The following is an 18,420-nucleotide window of genomic DNA, read 5'->3' on the forward strand; positions in this document are numbered from 1 at the left end:
GACCTGAGCAACGCGATCTGCCTCGTGGCCGGGGCTTCGCGCGGCGTCGGACGGGGCCTTGCACGTGGATTGGGCGAAGCCGGCGCCACGGTGATCGTCACGGCACGATCGAGCGAGACGGGGCCTCGCACCGAGGGTAGGCCGGAGACGATCGAGGATACGGCCCGTGCGGTCGATGCCGCAGGCGGCCACGGCCATCATTACATCTGCGACCATACCAGCGAGCGGGAGGTGGATCGCCTCGACCAATGGGCTTTGCGCCGCTTCGGGCGGATCGATGTCGCGGTCTCCAGCGTCTGGGGCGGCAATGAGGGTTTCGACGGCGAGCGCTACGCCGATGGAGTAGAATGGGGCACCCCGTTCTGGCGACGCTCCGTGGAGCCGCTCTCGTCCTTCTTCGAAACCGGCCCATTACCGGCCCTTCTCCTGGCGCGTGCGGTCGCACCTGCCATGGTCTCTGCGAAACGGGGGCTGATCGCGTTCGCCTCGTTCGATACGCAGCCCGGCTATCTGGGTGACGTGTTCTACGACCTTGCCAAGGCGACGACGAACCGTCTCGCTTATGCCTGCGCCCAGGACCTCGCACCCCATCGCGTCACGGTGCTCGGGCTCTCGCCGGGTTTCGTCGGCACGGAGCGAGCCCGCGACAACGGCCATGCCGACCGGGCAACCGAAAGCCCGCTCTATGCCGGCCGGGCCCTGGCGGCCCTGGCCGCCGATCACATCGTCCATGTCCGTACCGGGCACATCCTCCATGCAGGCGATCTCGCCGCGGAATACGGCTTCACCGATCTAGACGGCACGCAGCCGCCGCGCTTTCAAATTGGACCATGAGGAAACGGGCATGATGGATTTGAACTCCCTGGCGGGAAAGACCCTGTTCATCACCGGGGCCTCGCGCGGCATCGGCCTCGCCATCGGCCTGCGCGCCGCGCGCGATGGCGCCAACGTCGCCATCGCCGCGAAGACGGAGACGCCGCATCCCAAGCTCGAAGGCACCATCCATACGGCGGCGGCGGCCATCGAGGCGGCAGGCGGTCGGGCCCTGCCGCTCCTCGTCGACGTGCGCGACGAGGCCAGTGTCGCCGCAGCGATCGCGCGGACGGCGGAAACCTTCGGCGGGATCGATATCGTCGTGAACAATGCGAGCGCGATTTCGCTCACCCGTACGCCGCAGACGGAGATGAAGCGCTTCGATCTGATGCACCAGATCAACACCCGCGGCACCTACATGGTCTCGAAATACGCGATCCCCCACCTGGAGAAGGCACCGAACCCGCACATCCTGATGCTGTCGCCGCCCCTCGACATGGCGGAGAAGTGGTTCGCGCCGCATCTCGCCTACACGATGGCGAAGTTCGGCATGTCGCTCTGCGTACTCGGCCTCGCCGGCGAATTGCGTCGCCAGGGCATCGCCGTGAATGCCCTTTGGCCGCGCACAACCATCGCGACGGCTGCCGTACGAAATCTCCTCGGCGGCGAGGCGCTGATCCAGGCGAGCCGCAAACCGGAGATCATGGCGGATGCCGCCCATGCGCTGTTTCTCAAGCCTTCCCGCGAGGTCACCGGCCGCTTCCTCATCGACGACAGCTTCCTCGCCGAGCAAGGTGTCACGGACTTCACACAATACCGCGTCACACCCGGTATACCCCTTGCGCCGGACTTCTTCGTGCCGGATGCGAACACACCGCCTTCCGGGGCCCTCGCCTGAGACGTAACGCGTGATTTTCATCCATCAGCCGATCGCCGGCCCCGGGCACATCCTGCTCGATCGCCGTCCCCTCGAACTGCAGGATCCCATTCCCGACGAGACCGTCTGGCTCGACATGATCCGCCCGACGCGGGAGGAAGACCTCAAGGTCGAGGCCTTCATGGGCATCTCGGTGCCGACCCGCGAGGAGATGAAGGACATCGAGCCCTCCGAACTCCTCTATGTGGAGGACGGGGCGCGCTACATGACGGGGCGCGTGCTGAGCAAGGTCAGCGACGCGGACGAACCGGGGCTCGCCGGCATCACCTTCATCCTGCGCGGCAACCGCCTCGTCACGGTGCGCTACGAGGAGCCGCAAGCTTTCCGCATGTACACCCAGCGGGCCGGCCGCTCGACCGGCAACGGGCCCTCCGCCGCTCCGTCGGGCGAGACGATCCTCGCCGGGCTGATCGAGACCGTGATCGACCGAGCAGCGGACGTGCTTCAGCTCCAGGGCGAGCGGATCGACCGGCTCTCGGGCAAGATCTTCGAGGAGAAAGAGGACCCATCGGCCCGCAACACCGCCCTGCAGGACACGCTCCGGGCACTCGGGCGCCTGGGAGACCTGATCTCGAAGCAGCGCGAGAGCCTGGTCTCCATGGAGCGCATTCTGCTGTCGCTTTCGGCGACCTACCGCACCACCAAGGCGCCGCGCGAGTTGCGCGAAGACGTCCGCTCGACCCTGCGCGATCTGCAGTCGCTGGAGGAGCACGCGACCTTCCTCTCGTCCAAAATCCAGTTCCTGCTGGACGCGACGCTGGGCCTCGTCAATCTCGAGCAGAACAACATCATCAAGCTGTTTTCGGTGATGGCGGTGGTGTTCATGCCGCCGACGCTGATCGCCTCGATCTACGGCATGAACTTCAAGGCGATGCCGGAGCTCGACTGGAACTTCGGCTATCCCATGGCCGTGGTGATGATGGTGGTTGCTGCCGTGCTGCCGTATGTGTTCTTCCGCTGGAAGAAGTGGCTGTAGGGCAGGATGGATCTCATGCGTCCCTGGAGCGTCGGCACCGCTCATCGGGCTCGTCCTGCACTGGACGGCTGGCGAAGGTAAGCACATGTGCGGCCGCTTCCTCATCCAACAGGATCCGAATGTCTTCCGGGCGTTCTACGGCTATGCCGAGCAGCCGAACTTCCCGCCGCGCTACAACGTGGCGCCGACACAGCCGGTGCCGATCGTGCTGGCGGAACGCGGCGAACGGCACTTCCGGCTTGTACGCTGGGGCTTCCTGCCGGGCTGGCTGAAAGACCCGAAGGGCTTTCCGCTCATCATCAACGCGCGCGTCGAGACGGTGCTGGAGAAGGCGACGTTCCGCGGGGCTATCCGCCACCGCCGCTGCGTCTTCCTCTCCGATGGATTCTACGAATGGCGCCGGGAGGGAACCGGCAAGACCATGACGCGGACGCCCTACATGATCCGTCGGGCGGACGGGGCGCCGATGGCTTTCGCGGGCGTGTGGGAGAACTGGCTCGGTGCCGACGGGTCCGAGATCGACACCGCCGCCATCGTCACCACGGGCGCCAACGGCACAATGGCGGCGGTCCATGACCGTATGCCCGCCATCTTGTCGCCCGATGCCATCGCGCCCTGGCTCGACCATCTCGGCACAGGACCGGAAGAGGCGGCCGCGCTGTGTCGGCCATGCCCCGACGAGTGGCTAACCCTCGATCCGGTCAGTGCGCGGGTCAATGACGCCCGCAATGAGGGCGCGGACCTCGCCGTCCCGGTCGGTCGTGCCGGACCGGCCCCGATCGCGAACATTCCACCGAAAGACCGCCCGCGATCCAGCGATGAAGATGCTCAAGGAACCCTGTTCTGATCGGGACCCGAGAATGCTCAGTTCCGGTGAGCGGAAGAGGCGCGCTCTTCGGCACCATTGCGGTAGTCGCTATAGACATCGAGCAGGGCCCAACCAGCGGTCAGGAGGGAGAAACCGGCAATAGCCGTGACGAGGGCTGCGGAAACCAGCATCTTTGCGGTGAAGACGTCCACGACGAAGAATCCTGAATGGGGTGAGGTTTGGCTCCCGCTAACGTGGCGATGAGAGCCCCCGCCGACCATGGGATTCTGAGCGAGGCTGCCATGACCTCACGGCCCCCTGCCATGTGCCGCAGCGCACTGCGCCCTGGGATCGAGGTGGCCGACCGCCCATCGGTGACCGGTTCTTACCTCAGTGAGGGCCTGCGCTTGGCGACATCCTTCCGGAACACGCCCACCATTTCGAGATGGCTCGAGTATTTGAACTGGTCGACAGGAACGACCCGTTCGAGTCGATAGCCCCCCTCGATCAGGGTCGCGGCGTCGCGCGCAAACGAGCCGATGTCGCACGCGACCCCGATGACCAGGGGGATTTTCGCCTCCGCGATGCGTTTGGCCTGGACCTGCGCGCCGGCGCGCGGCGGATCGAACACCACGGCGTCGTAGGTTTCGAGTTCGATAGGGAGAAGCGGCCGGCGGAAAAGGTCGCGCGTTTCGCTCGTGATCCGGCGCAGACCGGGTGTCGACCGAAACGCCCGGTCGAGGCTGGCGATCGCCGCGGCCTCACCCTCTACAGCATGGACATCCCGTGTACGGGCCATGGCGAGAGTGAACGGGCCGGCCCCGGCGAACAGGTCGACGACGCGCTTCACGCGCTTGTCCAGGGCCGCGACCACGAGTTCGGCGAGCATGGCCTCGCCGGCCTCCGTCGCCTGCAGGAAGCCTCCCGGCGGAGGCACGAGGCGGGCCGCGCTGGTGGTGATCGCGGGCGCGCGACGCTCCACCACGATATCGCCGTGAAGGGACAGGCGCGCGAGGTCGAGTTCGCCCGCCAGCCGCACCAGCGTGGCGCGCAGGCCTTCGCTCACTGGGCCATGTCCGCGCAGGTCGACATCGAGGCCGGCTTCGGTGGCCGTGAAGGCGACGTCGAGGGGTTTGCGCCCATGACCGAGGGGAGCACTCAGTGCCCGCGCGACGGCCGGCGCACGGTGCAGCTGCTCGACCGTGATCGGGCAATGATCGATCGCCACGAGGGCGTGGCTGCGCGCCTCCATCAACCCGGCGACGCCCTTGCCGTCGATCTCGCGCACATGGAGGGTGAGCCGGCGGCGGCCCGATCCATGCGCGTCGTGGGTCGGCTCGCACGGAACCTCGATCCCGGCCTGAGCCAGGCCCTGCGCGAGGTTGCCCCGCTTCCAGGCGGCGTAGGGCTCGGGCGCCAGATGCTGGACCGCGCAACCGCCGCAGGTTCCGAAATAGCCGCAGAACGGGTCGATCCGGTCCGGGGAGGGGGTCTCGACCGCCACGAGGGAAACCCGCGCCCCATCGCGGCGAACCGAGACGCGCTCGCCGGGCAAGGCATAGGGCACGATGGTGCCATCCGTCGCCATGCCATCCCCGCGTTGTCCGAGACGCGCGATCTCGAGGGTGGAAAGGTTCGATTGTCCGGTCATGGTCCTATCCGTCATGGGCGCACCTGAGAGCGTGCCCCGATGAGGAACTCGCGATTGCCGTCGCCACCGGCGACGGGGGAGGGGATGAGGCCGAGGACCGACAGGCCGAGATCGGCGACGAGGTTCGTCACCTCCTCGCAGACCGCCTGGTGGACGGCCTCGTCGCGCACGATGCCGCCGCGCCCGACCCGGTCGCGCCCCGCCTCGAATTGAGGTTTGATCAAGGCGGCCAATGCCGCGCCCGGTGCCATGAGCGGCACGATTGCGGGCAGGACAAGGCGAAGGGCGATGAAGCTCACATCGATCGCCACGAGGGACGGCGCAAGCGGAATCGTCATCGCATCGAGACCGCGCACGTCCTGGCCCTCGAGACTGGTCACGCGCGGATCGCCGCGGAGAGAGGCGTGGAGCTGATCCCGGCCGACATCGACCGCATAGACATGCCGAGCGCCCGCCCTCAGCAGCGCATCGGTGAAGCCTCCCGTGGAAGCACCGACATCGAGACAGATAAGGCTAGCCGGATCGAACCCGAACGCGTCCAGCGCAGCCTGCAGCTTCAGCCCGCCGCGCGAGACGAAGGGATGGGGAGCGCTCGCCACGATACGCGCCCGCCGGTCGATCCTGTCCGAGGCACGGGTGACGGGACGGTCGTCTGCGGTGACGAGACCCGCCTCAATTGCCGCCTGGGCCTTTGCCCGACTCTCGAAATGGCCATTCTCGACCAGGAGCCGATCGGCCCTTACCCGGTCTACCGTCATCGAACCCTTACGATCCCGTGCCTATGATCCTGCGCGCCGGACCGAAGCCCGATTCATCGGGCCATCCCGCCTCAGCTACGGGATTTCTCACGTTTGTCCATCCGGCAGCGGCATAGCGCGCTTGCGCGGCCCGGGAAGCACGGGGATGATCCACAACCGGTCCTCGGGCGTTGGCACTCGTCACACCGGACCAGAGAACAGGACGACCGATGGTTACCCCGAGGGAAATCGAGCTGAAGTTGGATTGCGGCGCCGCCGAACTGTTGGAACTGGCGCGCCACCCGCTCCTCGCCGTCGAGGGGCCGACCGACCCGGAATTCCTCTCCGCCACCTATTACGACACGGCCGAGCGGGCGCTCCACCGCCAGGGAATAACCCTGCGGGTGCGCCGGCACGGGGAGCGCCATGTCCAGACGGTGAAGGCCGCCTCGTCGGCGGCCGGCCTGTTCGACCGGTCGGAATGGGAATGGGCCGTGGACGGCCCGACCCCGGACCTGTCGCTCATCGACGATACACCAGTCCCGGACGTGCTCGGCAGCGCGTCCGCGCCCGACCTCAATGCCGTCGTCACCACCGTGATCGAGCGCAGCACCCGCGCCGTGGCCCATGGAACCTCGCGCATCTCGGCGACCCTCGACCAAGGCAGGGTCGAGACGCCGGACGGGGACGCTCCCATCTGGGAGCTCGAACTCGAACTGATCGAGGGCGATCCGGCCGACCTGTTCTCCCTCGCCCAAACCCTTGCAGAGACGGTGCCGCTGCGCCTCGGCGTCCTGTCGAAGAGCGAGCGTGGTTTCAGGATCCTCAGCGGCACGTTGCGCCGGCCGAGCAAGGCCGGATCGGTCAAGCTGAGCCCGGACGGGTCGGCGGCGGAGGCGTTCCGTGCCATCGCCATCGCCTGCCTCACCCATCTGCGGCTCAACGAGGATGTCTTCCTCAAGACACGCGACCCGGAGGGTCTGCATCAGATCCGCGTCGCCCTGCGGCGCCTTCGCTCGGCCTTCACCCTGTTCAAGCCGATCCTCGCGAGCGATCCCGCCGCGACCCATCTGCGCCAGGAGATCAAGCGCGTCACCGAGCCGTTCGGGCATGCCCGCAACCTCGACGTCTTCCTCAGCGAGACCCTGGCCGACGAGATGACCCGCAGGCCGGACGAAGCGGGGCTCGACGATCTGCGAATCCGTCTCGAAGCCGAACGCGACCGCGCCTACGGGACCGTGTTCGCGATCCTCGAATCGCAAGCCTGGCGCAGCTTGATTCTCGACCTCTCCGCCTGGATCGAAACCGGGCCGTGGCGGGGCGACGGGAAGCGGGAGCCGGTCTCGGCCCGCGACCATGCCGAAGCGACGCTCGACAAGGCCCGCCGGCGTATCCGCAAACGCGGCCGGCATCTCCATCGCATCGATGCGGAAGCCCGCCACGAGGTCCGCATCGAAGCCAAGAAGCTGCGCTACGGTGCCGAGTTCTTCGCCTCGCTCTACGCGGAGAAGTCAGCGCAGAAGCGTCACAAGGCCTTCGTCGCGGCCCTCTCGGACCTGCAGGATCACCTCGGCGCGCTGAACGACCTCGCCACCGCACACTCCGTACTGGCGAGCCTGGCCGATACCGGCAACGGTGAGACGTCCGGCGTCGACGGGCGGGCGCTGTTCGCCGCCGGTCTCACCGCCGCCGACGGAGAGGCCCGCACGGGCCAACTGCTCAAGGCGGCGGAGAAGGCGCATGAGGCGCTTCTCGATGTGAAGCCGTTCTGGCGCTGAGACCGACGCGTCAGCCGCCGCGAACGCTCAAGGCATAGAGCGTGATCGCGGCGGCGTTCGAGACGTTGATGCTGCGAATTTCGCCGCTGAACGGAATGCGGGCCAGGACGTCGCAATTGTCCCGCGTGCGCTGGCGCAGGCCCTTGCCCTCGGCTCCGAGCACGATCACCGCCGGCCGCTTCGGCCCTACGGAATCGAGGGTGGCCTCTCCCTCCGAATCGAGACCGATGCGGGTGAAGCCGCGCTTGCCGAGATCGATGAGCGCATCCGACAGGTTGCGTACGATCACGAGCGGCACGTGTTCGAGCCCGCCCGAGGCGGATTTCGCCAGCACACCCGTGGCGGTGGGCGAGTGCCGCGCCGTGGTGATGATGCCCGCGACGCCGAAGGCGGCGGCGGTGCGGACGATGGCGCCGACATTATGCGGGTCGGTGATCTGGTCGAGTGCCAACAGCAGCGCATCGTCCGGCAGGTCGTCGAGATCCGGGCCGGGGAGGGGATCGGCTTCCAGATAGAGGCCCTGATGCACGGCATCGGGCCCGAGCAAGGCGTTGATGGCGTTGGGGCGCACGAGTTCGGCGTCGATCCTGAGCTGACCCAGCTCCTCGGTCAGGCGCGCCAAGGCGTTCTCGGTGGCGAGAAGCCGATGCAGGCCACGGCCCTCATTCGCCAACGCCTGCGACACCGGGTGCCATCCATAGAGCACGACGTGATCGCCGCTGACACCGCGGGGCCCGGAAGAGGGCGGCCCATGTCGAAACCGGTCGCGCTGGCCGCCCGGCCGGCTGGTGCGGGGCCCGCCCGGCCCGTCGCGTCGCGTATTCATGGTGTTATCCACTGCCTGAAGGCACGACAGAGACGCCGCGCGGGTGCTGAGAAGCGACAAAGCGACCGCCATGCCGTTCGTCAAGCGTGAAACACCGCGAAACACCGGTTGCCCTGCCGGGGGAAGCCGCCTATAGAACCCTCGCTCTCGAGCAAGCGCCCTTCGTCTATCGGTTAGGACGTCAGCCTTTCACGCTGAAAAGGCGGGTTCGATTCCCGCAGGGCGCGCCAACACATCGAGATGCTCAGCCATGTCGTTGACTTGTTGGCGCGACAGCTTTCTGGCTTCCACATTCATGCAGAGTCCGGACGTCGGCAAAACCCCGTCCCGATGCATATCCTGATGGCCGCGAGAGTTGGCCGAACAGGATCGCCAGTCTCAGATCAGTTCGAGCTCGCGTGAGACATCGGTGAGGTAAAAGGCGATCCGGCGCGCGGCTTCTGGATCGTGGCAGGTCACGGTGAAGCCGACGCTGAGCACGTTCCCCTTGTAGAAGGCGAGCAGGGACTCGGCCTTCAGGGCGACCTCCCGCTCCGTGAACGCGACGAGGCTGCGGCGTCCATCGGGTGCGAAGATATCGACGCGATACGGTGCTGTTGTCATTGGCTATCCTTCGACCGTTATCGTGAAACGGCGAATGGAACGGAACGTCGATCCCGCCAGAAAGTATCCGTCACTCTCGGCAACGATGTTCGAGGTCAGTCGCTGTTGATGTCAGCTCTGCCGTCAAGACAACCTACCTCTCGTGCGCGGCTCTGTCCCACAACCGGTCCTCAGACCGGTCGCGGTTAACTACGCATCCCGTCCCGCTGCATTCAGGCGCCGAGACCGATCTGTACCGCCGCGGGTTCGAGACTGTCGCTGGCGATCTGGCCCATGGGCGTCTTCGGGTGCACGTCCATTCCCAGAGATCCAACCAGTGACGACCGTGCGCGGCTCACCCGGCTCTTCATGGTACCGACCTGACAGCCGATGAGCTCAGCGGCGGCCTCGTATGTCATGCCCTGGGCCGCGACGAGGATCAGGGCCTCCCGCTGCGACGGCGGCAATTTGCCGAGATGCTGCCAGACCCGCTTGAGGTCGCTGCTCGCCTCCTGGGCTGCCGGCGCGGCGACCTGTGCGGCCATGACCCCATCCGCGTCTTCGACCTCCCGCTTCCGCTTGCGGCACTCCGTATAGAAATGATTGCGCAGGATGGTGCAGAGCCAGGCCATGAGGTTGCTGCCGGGCTCGAACCGGTGCCGGTTCTGCCATGCTCTCAGGAGCGTCTCCTGCACGAGGTCGTCCGCCGTCGCCGCGTTGATGGCCAGCGACAGGGCGAAGGCCCTCAGACCCGGCAGCGCGGTGAGTAGATCGGCGCTGAAGGCAGCGTAAGCCGCGGCGTCACGCCCCGTAGAAGCCTGGGTGAGGCGCGCAACCAGATCCAACAGGGCCGGCGGCTGCTCCTCGGCGAGAATGCAGGCGTAGAACGCCCTCAGTTCGGCACCGATATGAACCCGCGCCGCGTCCGGTATCTTTGCCCCGGCAGGACGCTCCGAGGGCTGAGCCTCAGAACCGTGCGCTGGCCTCGAAGCCGTCATTCCCAGATCGCGAGCGCCCATCCATTCCCCCTTTGCCCATGCTATGCCCCATGCGCCGGGCGCATTTGGCAATGCCTGCGGGATGTTTTGGCAAAGGAAAGCTGAACGTTGGCTAAAGGAGTTCTAAACTGAGCGACAAAACCACGCTGTCTCACCGGATCGGCGATCGGTGATATGCCCGTTCTCGGCCCTGGGCATCAAGGAGTAGCGCGGGCGGGAACGCCCGAACGCCCCGACCGATGCTGGCTTCACTCGTCTCAGACAATGCTCGTGATGGCACCGGGCGGATGCGCCAACAGGTTCGCCAGAAGGCTGAGACCGTAGCGCAAAGCCTCGCCATCGGGGGCGGCCCCGAGGGAAACGCGGATCGCATCGGGTGCCGGGCCGACCGCGAAGGCATCACTCAGAATCACGGACAACCCGCTCTGGCGCGCATGAGCGCCGAATTCTCCGCGTTGCCAGGGTGGCGGCAATGGCAGCCAGAGGTGATGCCCGCAGGGATGGGCATGGACAACGAGGCCCCGCAGGGCCTCCCGCGCCACGGCCTGACGATGCCCATTCTCGTGCCGGATGGCAGTGACGATGGAATCGAGTTCCCCATTGGCGATCCAATGGGAAGCGAGGGCAGCGGCGAGCGGCGAGGCCATCATGCTGATGGCGCGTAGCTCGGCGGCGAGGCGGACCGCTTCGTTCGTGCCGGGTACGGCGACATAAGCGATGCGCAGCCCCGGGCTGACGCATTTGGACAGGGTCGCGATATGCCAGGTGATGTCCCCCGCGAATGACGCGAAGGGAGCCGGGGCATCGGGTGGCAGGGCGCCATAGGCGTCATCCTCGATGATCGCGACATCGTGGGTTCGGGCGATCTCGGCGATCCTTTGGCGTCGGTGCGTCGGGATCGTTGCGGTGGTCGGGTTGTCGAGGGTCGGCACCAGATAGAGGGCGCGCGGACGGTGGAGACGACAGCATTCGAGGAACGCGTCCGGGAGGATACCCTCGCGATCGGCTGACACAGGGAGCAAGCGAGCCCCACGCCGCTCGGCCGCCATGCGGAGCCCCGGATAGGTCAGGATCGGGACGCAGAGGGCATCGCCGGGTTTCAGCACCACGGTGAGGATCGCGGCGAGCGACGCCTGCGCCCCGCCGGCGACGATGACACGCTGGACCGGCACCGGCCCCAGACGGCGACCGAGCCAATCCGCCCCGGCGGCGCGATCCGCGAGGTTTCCGGCGCTGTCCTGGTACTGCATCCGGTCGAGGAACCCCGCCGACGCGGAAAGCCGCGACAGACCGCTCTCCATACGCTCCGCGAGCCGGGCCGCCGCCGGCTGGGGCGGCATGTTCATGCTGAAATCGACGCTGCCGGACGGGTCGGCGGTCGCGACCTTCGCCAGCGATGGCGAGGCGGCGCGAATGAAGCTTCCCCGCCCGGCGGACGCATCGATCAGACCCGTCCGCCGCGCTTCGTTGAAGGCCCGCGTGACAGTGGTGAGATCGACGTTGAGATGCTTGGCCAAGCTGCGCTGAGGCGGCAACCGCGTCCCCGGAGGAAGCCGTCCCGAGCGGATATCCTCTGCCAGGATTCTGACGATGGCCAAATATTTCGGCCCCTCCTCGTCCCGGATCGTTGGATTCCACGACTCCATCATTGCCTCTCGCGACACAGTTTTGTATGCATACATGCAGCATACATAGTTAGGCGACTCATACGACTTCCGTGACGATATGTCCGGTTTATAGGATGTTTGTATGGATATCTAGACCATACAATCGGTTTCGCTGATCCGCATCTCCGCCGCTCGTCAGGATGGCACCGCGAAACAAGGACATCGAGAATGCACAGGACGACAGATCAATCGCTCCTCTCCGTGGGCCTTCGCTGCCGTTGCCCCCGTTGCGGCGAGGGACGGCTCTTCGATGGCTTCATCACCCTGAAGCCGAACTGCGAAGCCTGCGGACTCGATTACGGTTTTGCCGACCCGGCGGACGGGCCGGCCTTCTTCATCATGATGTCGATGGCATTCCCCGTCACGGCTTTCGGCATCTGGCTGGAACTCTCCTACGATCCCCCGCTCTGGATCCATGCGGTGGTCACGCTGCCGCTGCTTCTCCTGGCCTGCGTTCCGATCATCCGCCCTCTCAAGGGTCTCTTCATCGCGAGCCAATACATCAACAAAGCCGAGGAAGGACGCTTCGCCGTCCGGGTCGCGCCAAAGGCGGAGCCGGGTACCGGCCGTTGAGCGTGATGACGCAATGGGGCAGGGTTGGTCCCGCAGACTGAGCTGCCGAGTCGTTTCCTGCCCGTTCCCAGCAACCATTCAGGTTGATCGACATGCTGTCGGACTTTGACGCTCTCCTCCTGGCGAGGATCCAATTCGGCTTCACGGTGGCGTTCCACATCGTGTTCCCCGCCTTCTCCATCGGACTCGCGAGTTACCTCGCGGTTCTGGAGGGGCTCTGGCTGGCGACCGGGCGGCAGGTCTTCCTCGATCTGTTCAAGTACTGGATCAAGATTTTCGCCATCGCCTTCGCCATGGGCGTCGTGTCCGGTCTGGTCATGTCCTATCAGTTCGGCACGAACTGGTCGGTCTTTTCGGACAAGACGGGACCGGTGCTCGGGCCGCTGATGGCCTATGAGGTGCTCTCCGCTTTCTTCCTCGAAGCCGGGTTCCTCGGCGTGATGCTGTTCGGCATGTCCAAGGTCGGGCCGAAGCTGCATTTCTTCGCGACCCTCATGGTGGCGATCGGGACCTTCTTCTCGGCCTTCTGGATCCTGTCGGTGAATTCTTGGATGCACACGCCGCAAGGCTACGGCATCAACGCCGCCGGGCAGTTCGTGCCGGAGGATTGGTGGGCGATCGTCTTCAACCCCTCCTTCCCGTACCGCCTCGTGCACATGGTGCTGGCCGCCTACCTGACGACGTCCCTCGTCGTCGGCGCGGTGGGAGCCTGGCACCTGTTGCGCGACCGATACAATCTCGGCGCGCGCACGATGTTCTCGATGGCGATGTGGATGGCCGCCATCGTCGCGCCGCTCCAGATCCTGGCGGGCGACGCTCATGGGCTGAACACCCTGGAGCATCAGCCCGCCAAGGTCATGGCGATGGAAGGGCATTTCGAGAGCCATCCGGACGGCGCTCCCCTCATCCTGTTCGGCCTGCCGAACCAGGAAGCGGGCCGGGTCGACTACGAGGTCTCGATCCCCAAACTGTCCTCGCTGATCCTGAAACACGGATTGAACGAGCCGTTGAAGGGCCTCGACACCGTGGACCGCAAGAACTGGCCGCCGGTTCCGGTGGTGTTCTGGTCCTTCCGTGTCATGATCGGCCTCGGGATGCTGATGCTGCTTCTCGGCGTCTGCAGCCTGTTCGCGCGGTACAGGAAGGCCCTCTACGATTGGAAGCCTCTGCACCGCTTCGCCGTCGCCATGGGTCCGGCAGGTTTCGTCGCCGTCTTGGCCGGTTGGATCACCACCGAGGTGGGGCGGCAGCCCTTCACGGTCTACGGCCTGCTTCGAACGGCCGAATCCGCCTCGCCCCTGTCGGCGCCGGCGGTCGGCTCCTCGCTTGTCGCGTTCGTACTGATCTATTTCGCGGTCTTCGGGATGGGAATTCTCTACATCCTGCACCTGATGGCGAAATCCCCGCATCTTGGCGAGCACGGGATCGAGCCCGGAACACCGATCCGCACCGCCGGCATCACCCCAGCGACTTCGGTCAATCCCGACCGCTCCCTCCAGCCGGCCGAGTGAGGACATCACCATGCTCGCGAGTATCGACCTGACCGTCGTCTGGGCCTTCATCATCGCCTTCGCGGTCTTCGCGTACATCGTCATGGACGGGTTCGACCTGGGTCTCGGCATCCTGTTCCCGGCCTTCAAGCCGGGGCAGGAGCGCGACACCGCCATGAACTCCGTCGCCCCGGTCTGGGACGGCAACGAGACCTGGCTGGTCCTCGGCGGGGGAGGCCTGTTCGCTGCCTTTCCGCTGGCCTACGCGGTCATCATGCCGGCCCTCTATGCGCCGATCATCGCCATGCTGCTCGGTCTGATCTTTCGCGGCGTCGCCTTCGAGTTCCGGTGGCGCGACCCCCGGCATCGGGCCCTGTGGGACGTGGCCTTCACCGGAGGATCGGTGGTGGCGACCTTCGCCCAGGGTATCGCGCTCGGGGCTCTGTTACAGGGTATCAAGGTCGAGGGCCGGGCCTATGCCGGCGGATGGTGGGATTGGCTGTCGCCCTTCAGCATCCTCGTCGGCCTCGGTCTCGTCTGCGGCTATGCGCTCCTGGGGGCGACATGGCTCGTCATGCGCACGGAAGGGTCGCTGCAGGAACGCTCCCGCACGCTCTCGCTCTGGCTCGGCGCGGCGACCATCGCCTCCGTCGCGGCTGTGAGCGCCGCCACGCCGTTCCTGAAAGGCCAGTATTGGGAGCGCTGGTTCTCGATGCCGAACGTCCTGCTCACGGCGCAGGTGCCGATCCTCGTGGTCCTGGCCTCGTTCCTGTTCTTCCATCTCCTCAGAAAAGGTGCCGAGACGGCACCGTTCCTCCTGTCCCTCGGCCTGTTCCTGCTGTCTTTCGCCGGTCTCGGGATCAGCATCTTCCCGGACATCGTGCCGGGGCGCATCACGATCTGGGAGGCGGCATCCCCGCATGCCAGTCAGGTATTCCTCCTCGCCGGCGCGTCGATACTGATCCCCATCATCCTGGCCTATACGGCCTACTCGTACTGGGTCTTTCGAGGGAAGGTCGACGCATCGGGGTACCATTGATGCCCGATGGCTCGGCTCCCGGAGGTCCGCCCCCGCTGTGGCGTCGGCTCCTCTGGTTCGCGGCGATCTGGGCGGCGAGCATCGTCGCCCTCGGCATCGTCGCATTCGGCCTGCGCACCTGGCTGAAGGCGGGCTAGGGCGGGAAACCCGGCCCTCAGTACTCCGCCTGACGGTCGATGACGTGAGACGGGGGGCGGATCATGCCGGGCTCTTGGTGTGCGTCATGAAGAACCGCACCATCTCCCGGCTGGCATCGGGCCCGCGTGGATCGGTGTAGCTTCCGTCCCTGCTTCCACCCGACCAGGCATGGCCGGCACCATGCAGCGCCCAATGCTCGAGCATGGGCCGTCCGGCATCATCCGCCCGGACGGTACGGGTGAAGGCCATCCCCCCCGCGGATTCACCCTGGTTCACGGTTTGGGAGAGCGCCGCGTTTGGCATGGCGAGAGCAAAGACCTGCTCGCCGTTGATCGGCTTCACCGTCTTGTCCGCATCCCCGTGGAAGACGATGGTGGGTATGCCCGGGCCGTCCTTCCGCGCCTTGACGGTGCCGCCGCCATTCATGGCCGCGAATGCGCCGGGCATGTCGGTGGCTGCTCCGCACGGCAACCCGGAATGGACGCCGACGGCTGCAAACACATCCGGATAGGTCGCGGCCATGATCGCGGCCGCCGCCCCGCCGGCCGACAGGCCAGCCGCATAGACCCGGTTCGGATCGGCCGAGAACTCCCTCACCACCTCCAGTGCGATCCCCGAGATCAGGGACGGTTCGCCGCTTCCGCGCTGCTGGTCGCTGGCATTGAACCAGTTCCAGCACTTCTGCATGTTGGCCGATTGCGGCTGGCCGGGATACGCCACGATGAAGGTCTGCTCCTCGGCCAAAGCGTTCATGCCGGTTCCCAGGGCGAAATCATCCGGGTTCTGGGTGCATCCGTGCAGCATGATCACGACCGGAAGCGCTTGGCCCTCGTAGCCGCTCGGGACATAGACCTTGTAGGTCCGACTGCCCGCCGCGTTGGCGAAACTCCGCTCCTCGAACCGCGCTCCCGCCGGAACCTCGACCGTCGCCCCGCGGGAGGACCTCGTTCCACCTCCAATATCGGGCATGCCTTTCCCGAAATCGGGCATATCGCCCATCTTCGGAAAGCGCTCGCGCAGGGCTCGGATCGTCTCGGCGAGGCCGGGGCGTGCAGAGGCTTGGCCCGCCGAGTGCGCCGCATGGTCGGTGGCGGTTGGGCCGGCGGCGGGGGCCGTCCAGGCGCCGCCGTTGAAAGCGGGCGCCACCATGTCGATGGTCTCGCCCGCCACCTCGTCGCTCGCCGGCGGTACGGATTGTCCCTGCAGCAGGGCCATCGCCTCGCTCAGTTGTCCGGCACGGGTGAGACGTGTCACCTTGGCCATGTCGATCTTGGGAAAAGCTTTCATCATTATGATCCTGGCGGCGCTGGGGCTGTGGAACGACGATCCACGCGGGTCTCTGCGAGGGGTCAGGCGATACGGTCGGCCAAGGCCGCCTTGACGTCGGGACTGGCCTGGAAGGCGCCTAGAACCTGCACGGAGGCGATGGCCTGTCGGGCCAGTTCGGGAGTCACATCGAACGCGATGCTCGCGAGGCCGAGCACCTGAATATGCAACGGCGCGCCCGCATCCCGCGCGGCTTCGAGGTCGCGGGCGGTATAGTGCGACAGGCCGAGGCTGAGCTGCTTACGGGCGACCGATTGCTTCACCGCATCGCCCTGACGATCGAGCTGATTGCGCACCGCCGTCCGGATGAAATCGGCACGGTTGGCATAGAATCCATCCCGAACCAGTAGGTCGATCTGCCCAAGATCGACGAAGCCGAGATTGAGGGTCAGCTTCTCGCTGTCCGGCACTTTCGGGCGCACCTCACGAACTCGATCCACCATACCGACCATCCCAGAACCATCCCATTGGATGGTCTACAGATGGTTATCGATGAGATCGGTGCAAGGCCCTTGGCTTCGTCTCCTGTCGTCCGGCTTTCGCATCGACGGTGTGTCGACAGGCTGACGCAACGATGCCGCCTCGTCTTATGGCCACTGCCACGATGAGAACGTGAGCGTCCTGTCAGGCTGATGTTCCGAAATCCGGCGGATGAAGGATGGCCCCGCGCCATCCGAGCCGGTCGTGCCAGAGCCCATCACGGACAGGCGCGAACGCCGCATATCGCTTCGCCGGCGGCTGCTTTATCGAAGGCCGCGCCAACCGACCCGGACCCATGCAGATGCTCACGTTCTGGCTCGATCAGCCGATCTGGTTGATTTTCGGAAGTCTCGCCTGTCTCGTCCTGGCCTGGTGCCTGATGCTGATCACCCTGACGAACACCAAGCGGACGCGTCCCTTCATCGTCGGTGTTTCGACCGGCATCGCTCCCGCCTTCGTCGGCGTGGTCTCGGTCCTGCTCTCGCTCCTGATTGGCTTTGTCGCCAACGATGCCTGGGAGCGTCAGCGCCAGGCGTCCCGCGTGGTACAGACGGAGAGCGCCCAGGCGCGGGCCGTCTACAATCTGAGCCGATTCGTATCCAAGGACCTGCCGGAGTTCCGCATTCTGCTCGCGGATTACATCGAGTCGATCGTCGACGAGGAATGGCCCGCCATGGCGAAAGGCGGAAAGGCGTCGTCACGGGCCGACCATGCCTTCGGCAAACTGCTTCAGGCGGTGGTTGCGCCGAATTTCGACGTGGTCGTTGGGAAAGCCAACCATTCGGCCCTCCTCGCGGCGGTGCTCAACCTGCAGACCGCGCGCAGCGAAAGGCTCGCCCTGAGCGAGATGGAGGGCGACGACAGCAAATGGGTGACCCTATTCGCTCTCTCGGCTCTCGCCCTTCTGGTCATCGCCGCCATTCATGTGGAGCGTCCGTCGTCTCAGGCCGCTTCCCTGTGCATCTTCGGCTCCGCGCTGGTGATCACCCTGGGGGTGATCGCCATGCACGAACGTCCGTTCGATGGCCCGCTCGCCCTCGGCCCGAGCTTGTTGAATCAAGTCCGCACGCTCGTCGTAGCCGCCGGCTGAGAGCGACGCTTCGCGCCATATGCGCGGATCCCAGCCGGTCTGCCGTCGGGCTACCGCAGGGTGGGAGACTCCCCGGGCTGAAGAGCGCGCTGCTCATCCGCGTCGCTGACGGCGTTGAGGCGCTCGAGATGCTCGAAAACGTGCTCGAAGGCTTGCGTCACAGCCTGCTCGAAGGAACCGTCGCCCTTGCCCTGGGCGGCTTTGAGCGCGGCCAGGAGAGCCTTGTGTTTCTCGGTGTCGCTCGACATCGCCATCTCCGAGGCCGGGCGGAATGCCGGCTCGAAGGGGCAAGCACGGGGTCGGCGTCGGGTTCCCATGCGGGCGGTGCTGCCGGCGAGGCCGTGAACTCGTCCGTCGGATTGTCACCGATGATGGTCGGTTTGCGCAGACCCATCCAAGATGGATCGTGCGGTCAAAAGACCGCGCAGGCCTCGCCCCCCACGACGGGGGAGGGCGAGGCGTCCATCGACGGAGACCGCCTCCGCAAAAAACCATAGTCCGAGGACAGGAA

The 18,420-nt window shown here is 66.0% G+C and carries 20 protein-coding genes and 1 tRNA gene; 11 read left to right on the top strand and 10 right to left on the bottom strand.

From position 1 onward, the window contains the following. Window positions 1-24 precede the first annotated feature (24 nt). The 4 genes from ACYQR9_RS11860 to ACYQR9_RS11875 all read left to right on the top strand — a co-directional run bounded on the left by ACYQR9_RS11860 (window position 25) and on the right by ACYQR9_RS11875 (window position 3,573). Complete coding sequence (locus tag ACYQR9_RS11860; protein ID WP_461229789.1) at window positions 25-834, top strand: SDR family NAD(P)-dependent oxidoreductase; 810 nt, start codon at window positions 25-27, stop codon at window positions 832-834. Between the two features lie 10 nt (window positions 835-844). Next, complete coding sequence (locus tag ACYQR9_RS11865; RefSeq protein WP_461229683.1) at window positions 845-1,711, top strand: SDR family oxidoreductase; 867 nt, start codon at window positions 845-847, stop codon at window positions 1,709-1,711. Between the two features lie 10 nt (window positions 1,712-1,721). Further along, window positions 1,722-2,726: a magnesium transporter CorA family protein gene (locus ACYQR9_RS11870; protein ID WP_056430177.1), complete on the top strand. Its 1,005-nt coding sequence runs from the start codon at window positions 1,722-1,724 to the stop codon at window positions 2,724-2,726. Between the two features lie 85 nt (window positions 2,727-2,811). Beyond that, window positions 2,812-3,573 carry an SOS response-associated peptidase gene (locus ACYQR9_RS11875; RefSeq protein ID WP_461229684.1) on the top strand — a complete coding sequence of 254 codons (762 nt, stop codon included), beginning with the start codon at window positions 2,812-2,814 and terminating at the stop codon, window positions 3,571-3,573. Between the two features lie 17 nt (window positions 3,574-3,590). Here the strand turns inward: ACYQR9_RS11875 and ACYQR9_RS11880 are convergent, their stop codons facing one another. The 3 genes from ACYQR9_RS11880 to ACYQR9_RS11890 all read right to left on the bottom strand — a co-directional run bounded on the left by ACYQR9_RS11880 (window position 3,591) and on the right by ACYQR9_RS11890 (window position 5,943). Further along, entirely contained in the window at window positions 3,591-3,746 is a 156-nt protein-coding gene (locus ACYQR9_RS11880; RefSeq protein WP_419951478.1) for a hypothetical protein, read from the bottom strand. A 173-nt stretch (window positions 3,747-3,919) separates the two neighbouring features. Then, window positions 3,920-5,185, bottom strand: a complete 1,266-nt coding sequence (locus ACYQR9_RS11885) for a class I SAM-dependent RNA methyltransferase (RefSeq protein ID WP_461229685.1) — start codon at window positions 5,183-5,185, stop codon at window positions 3,920-3,922. 11 nt (window positions 5,186-5,196) lie between these two features. Beyond that, window positions 5,197-5,943, bottom strand: coding sequence for a TlyA family RNA methyltransferase (locus ACYQR9_RS11890; protein ID WP_461229686.1), 747 nt, complete (start codon window positions 5,941-5,943; stop codon window positions 5,197-5,199). A 209-nt stretch (window positions 5,944-6,152) separates the two neighbouring features. On the opposite strand from ACYQR9_RS11890, the gene ACYQR9_RS11895 reads away from it, so the two are divergent. Beyond that, a complete protein-coding gene (locus ACYQR9_RS11895; RefSeq protein WP_461229687.1) occupies window positions 6,153-7,700 on the top strand; it encodes a CYTH and CHAD domain-containing protein in 1,548 nt (515 codons plus the stop codon). A gap of 10 nt (window positions 7,701-7,710) precedes the next feature. On the opposite strand, the gene rlmB is transcribed toward ACYQR9_RS11895, so the two are convergent. Continuing rightward, complete coding sequence (gene rlmB, locus ACYQR9_RS11900; RefSeq protein ID WP_056430189.1) at window positions 7,711-8,526, bottom strand: 23S rRNA (guanosine(2251)-2'-O)-methyltransferase RlmB; 816 nt, start codon at window positions 8,524-8,526, stop codon at window positions 7,711-7,713. A 155-nt stretch (window positions 8,527-8,681) separates the two neighbouring features. On the opposite strand from rlmB, the gene ACYQR9_RS11905 reads away from it, so the two are divergent. Beyond that, a tRNA-Glu gene (locus ACYQR9_RS11905) sits at window positions 8,682-8,756 on the top strand. Window positions 8,757-8,904: 148 nt separating this feature from the next. Here the strand turns inward: ACYQR9_RS11905 and ACYQR9_RS11910 are convergent. The 3 genes from ACYQR9_RS11910 to ACYQR9_RS11920 all read right to left on the bottom strand — a co-directional run bounded on the left by ACYQR9_RS11910 (window position 8,905) and on the right by ACYQR9_RS11920 (window position 11,755). Then, window positions 8,905-9,129, bottom strand: coding sequence for a hypothetical protein (locus ACYQR9_RS11910; RefSeq protein ID WP_056430194.1), 225 nt, complete (start codon window positions 9,127-9,129; stop codon window positions 8,905-8,907). A 212-nt stretch (window positions 9,130-9,341) separates the two neighbouring features. Then, the gene (locus tag ACYQR9_RS11915) at window positions 9,342-10,106 is read right to left on the bottom strand and encodes a sigma-70 family RNA polymerase sigma factor (RefSeq protein WP_461229688.1); all 765 of its coding nucleotides are present in this window, start codon (window positions 10,104-10,106) and stop codon (window positions 9,342-9,344) included. 257 nt (window positions 10,107-10,363) lie between these two features. Continuing rightward, window positions 10,364-11,755: an aminotransferase-like domain-containing protein gene (locus ACYQR9_RS11920; protein WP_461229689.1), complete on the bottom strand. Its 1,392-nt coding sequence runs from the start codon at window positions 11,753-11,755 to the stop codon at window positions 10,364-10,366. A 186-nt stretch (window positions 11,756-11,941) separates the two neighbouring features. Between ACYQR9_RS11920 and ACYQR9_RS11925 the strand changes: the two genes are divergently transcribed. The 4 genes from ACYQR9_RS11925 to ACYQR9_RS11940 all read left to right on the top strand — a co-directional run bounded on the left by ACYQR9_RS11925 (window position 11,942) and on the right by ACYQR9_RS11940 (window position 15,012). Further along, window positions 11,942-12,346: a DUF983 domain-containing protein gene (locus ACYQR9_RS11925; RefSeq protein WP_056430199.1), complete on the top strand. Its 405-nt coding sequence runs from the start codon at window positions 11,942-11,944 to the stop codon at window positions 12,344-12,346. Window positions 12,347-12,438: 92 nt separating this feature from the next. Continuing rightward, a complete protein-coding gene (locus tag ACYQR9_RS11930; RefSeq protein WP_419951472.1) occupies window positions 12,439-13,857 on the top strand; it encodes a cytochrome ubiquinol oxidase subunit I in 1,419 nt (472 codons plus the stop codon). A 10-nt stretch (window positions 13,858-13,867) separates the two neighbouring features. Then, entirely contained in the window at window positions 13,868-14,875 is a 1,008-nt protein-coding gene (gene cydB, locus ACYQR9_RS11935) for a cytochrome d ubiquinol oxidase subunit II (RefSeq protein ID WP_461229690.1), read from the top strand. Continuing rightward, window positions 14,875-15,012, top strand: a complete 138-nt coding sequence (locus ACYQR9_RS11940) for a DUF2474 domain-containing protein (RefSeq protein WP_461229691.1) — start codon at window positions 14,875-14,877, stop codon at window positions 15,010-15,012. Before cydB ends, ACYQR9_RS11940 begins: the two co-directional genes overlap by 1 nt. Window positions 15,013-15,073: 61 nt before the next feature. Here the strand turns inward: ACYQR9_RS11940 and ACYQR9_RS11945 are convergent, their stop codons facing one another. Then, window positions 15,074-16,300 carry an extracellular catalytic domain type 1 short-chain-length polyhydroxyalkanoate depolymerase gene (locus ACYQR9_RS11945; protein ID WP_461229790.1) on the bottom strand — a complete coding sequence of 409 codons (1,227 nt, stop codon included), beginning with the start codon at window positions 16,298-16,300 and terminating at the stop codon, window positions 15,074-15,076. A gap of 62 nt (window positions 16,301-16,362) precedes the next feature. After that, on the bottom strand, window positions 16,363-16,782 hold the full coding sequence (locus tag ACYQR9_RS11950; RefSeq protein WP_056430548.1) for a hypothetical protein: 420 nt from the start codon (window positions 16,780-16,782) through the stop codon (window positions 16,363-16,365). A gap of 332 nt (window positions 16,783-17,114) precedes the next feature. On the opposite strand from ACYQR9_RS11950, the gene ACYQR9_RS11955 reads away from it, so the two are divergent. Further along, a complete protein-coding gene (locus ACYQR9_RS11955) occupies window positions 17,115-17,909 on the top strand; it encodes a bestrophin-like domain (protein WP_461229692.1) in 795 nt (264 codons plus the stop codon). Window positions 17,910-17,959: 50 nt separating this feature from the next. Here ACYQR9_RS11955 and ACYQR9_RS11960 read toward each other — a convergent pair whose 3' ends face one another. After that, complete coding sequence (locus tag ACYQR9_RS11960) at window positions 17,960-18,157, bottom strand: hypothetical protein (RefSeq protein WP_056430554.1); 198 nt, start codon at window positions 18,155-18,157, stop codon at window positions 17,960-17,962. Window positions 18,158-18,420 lie beyond the last annotated feature (263 nt).

The sequence above is a fragment of the Methylobacterium sp. CM6241 genome, assembly GCF_054817845.1.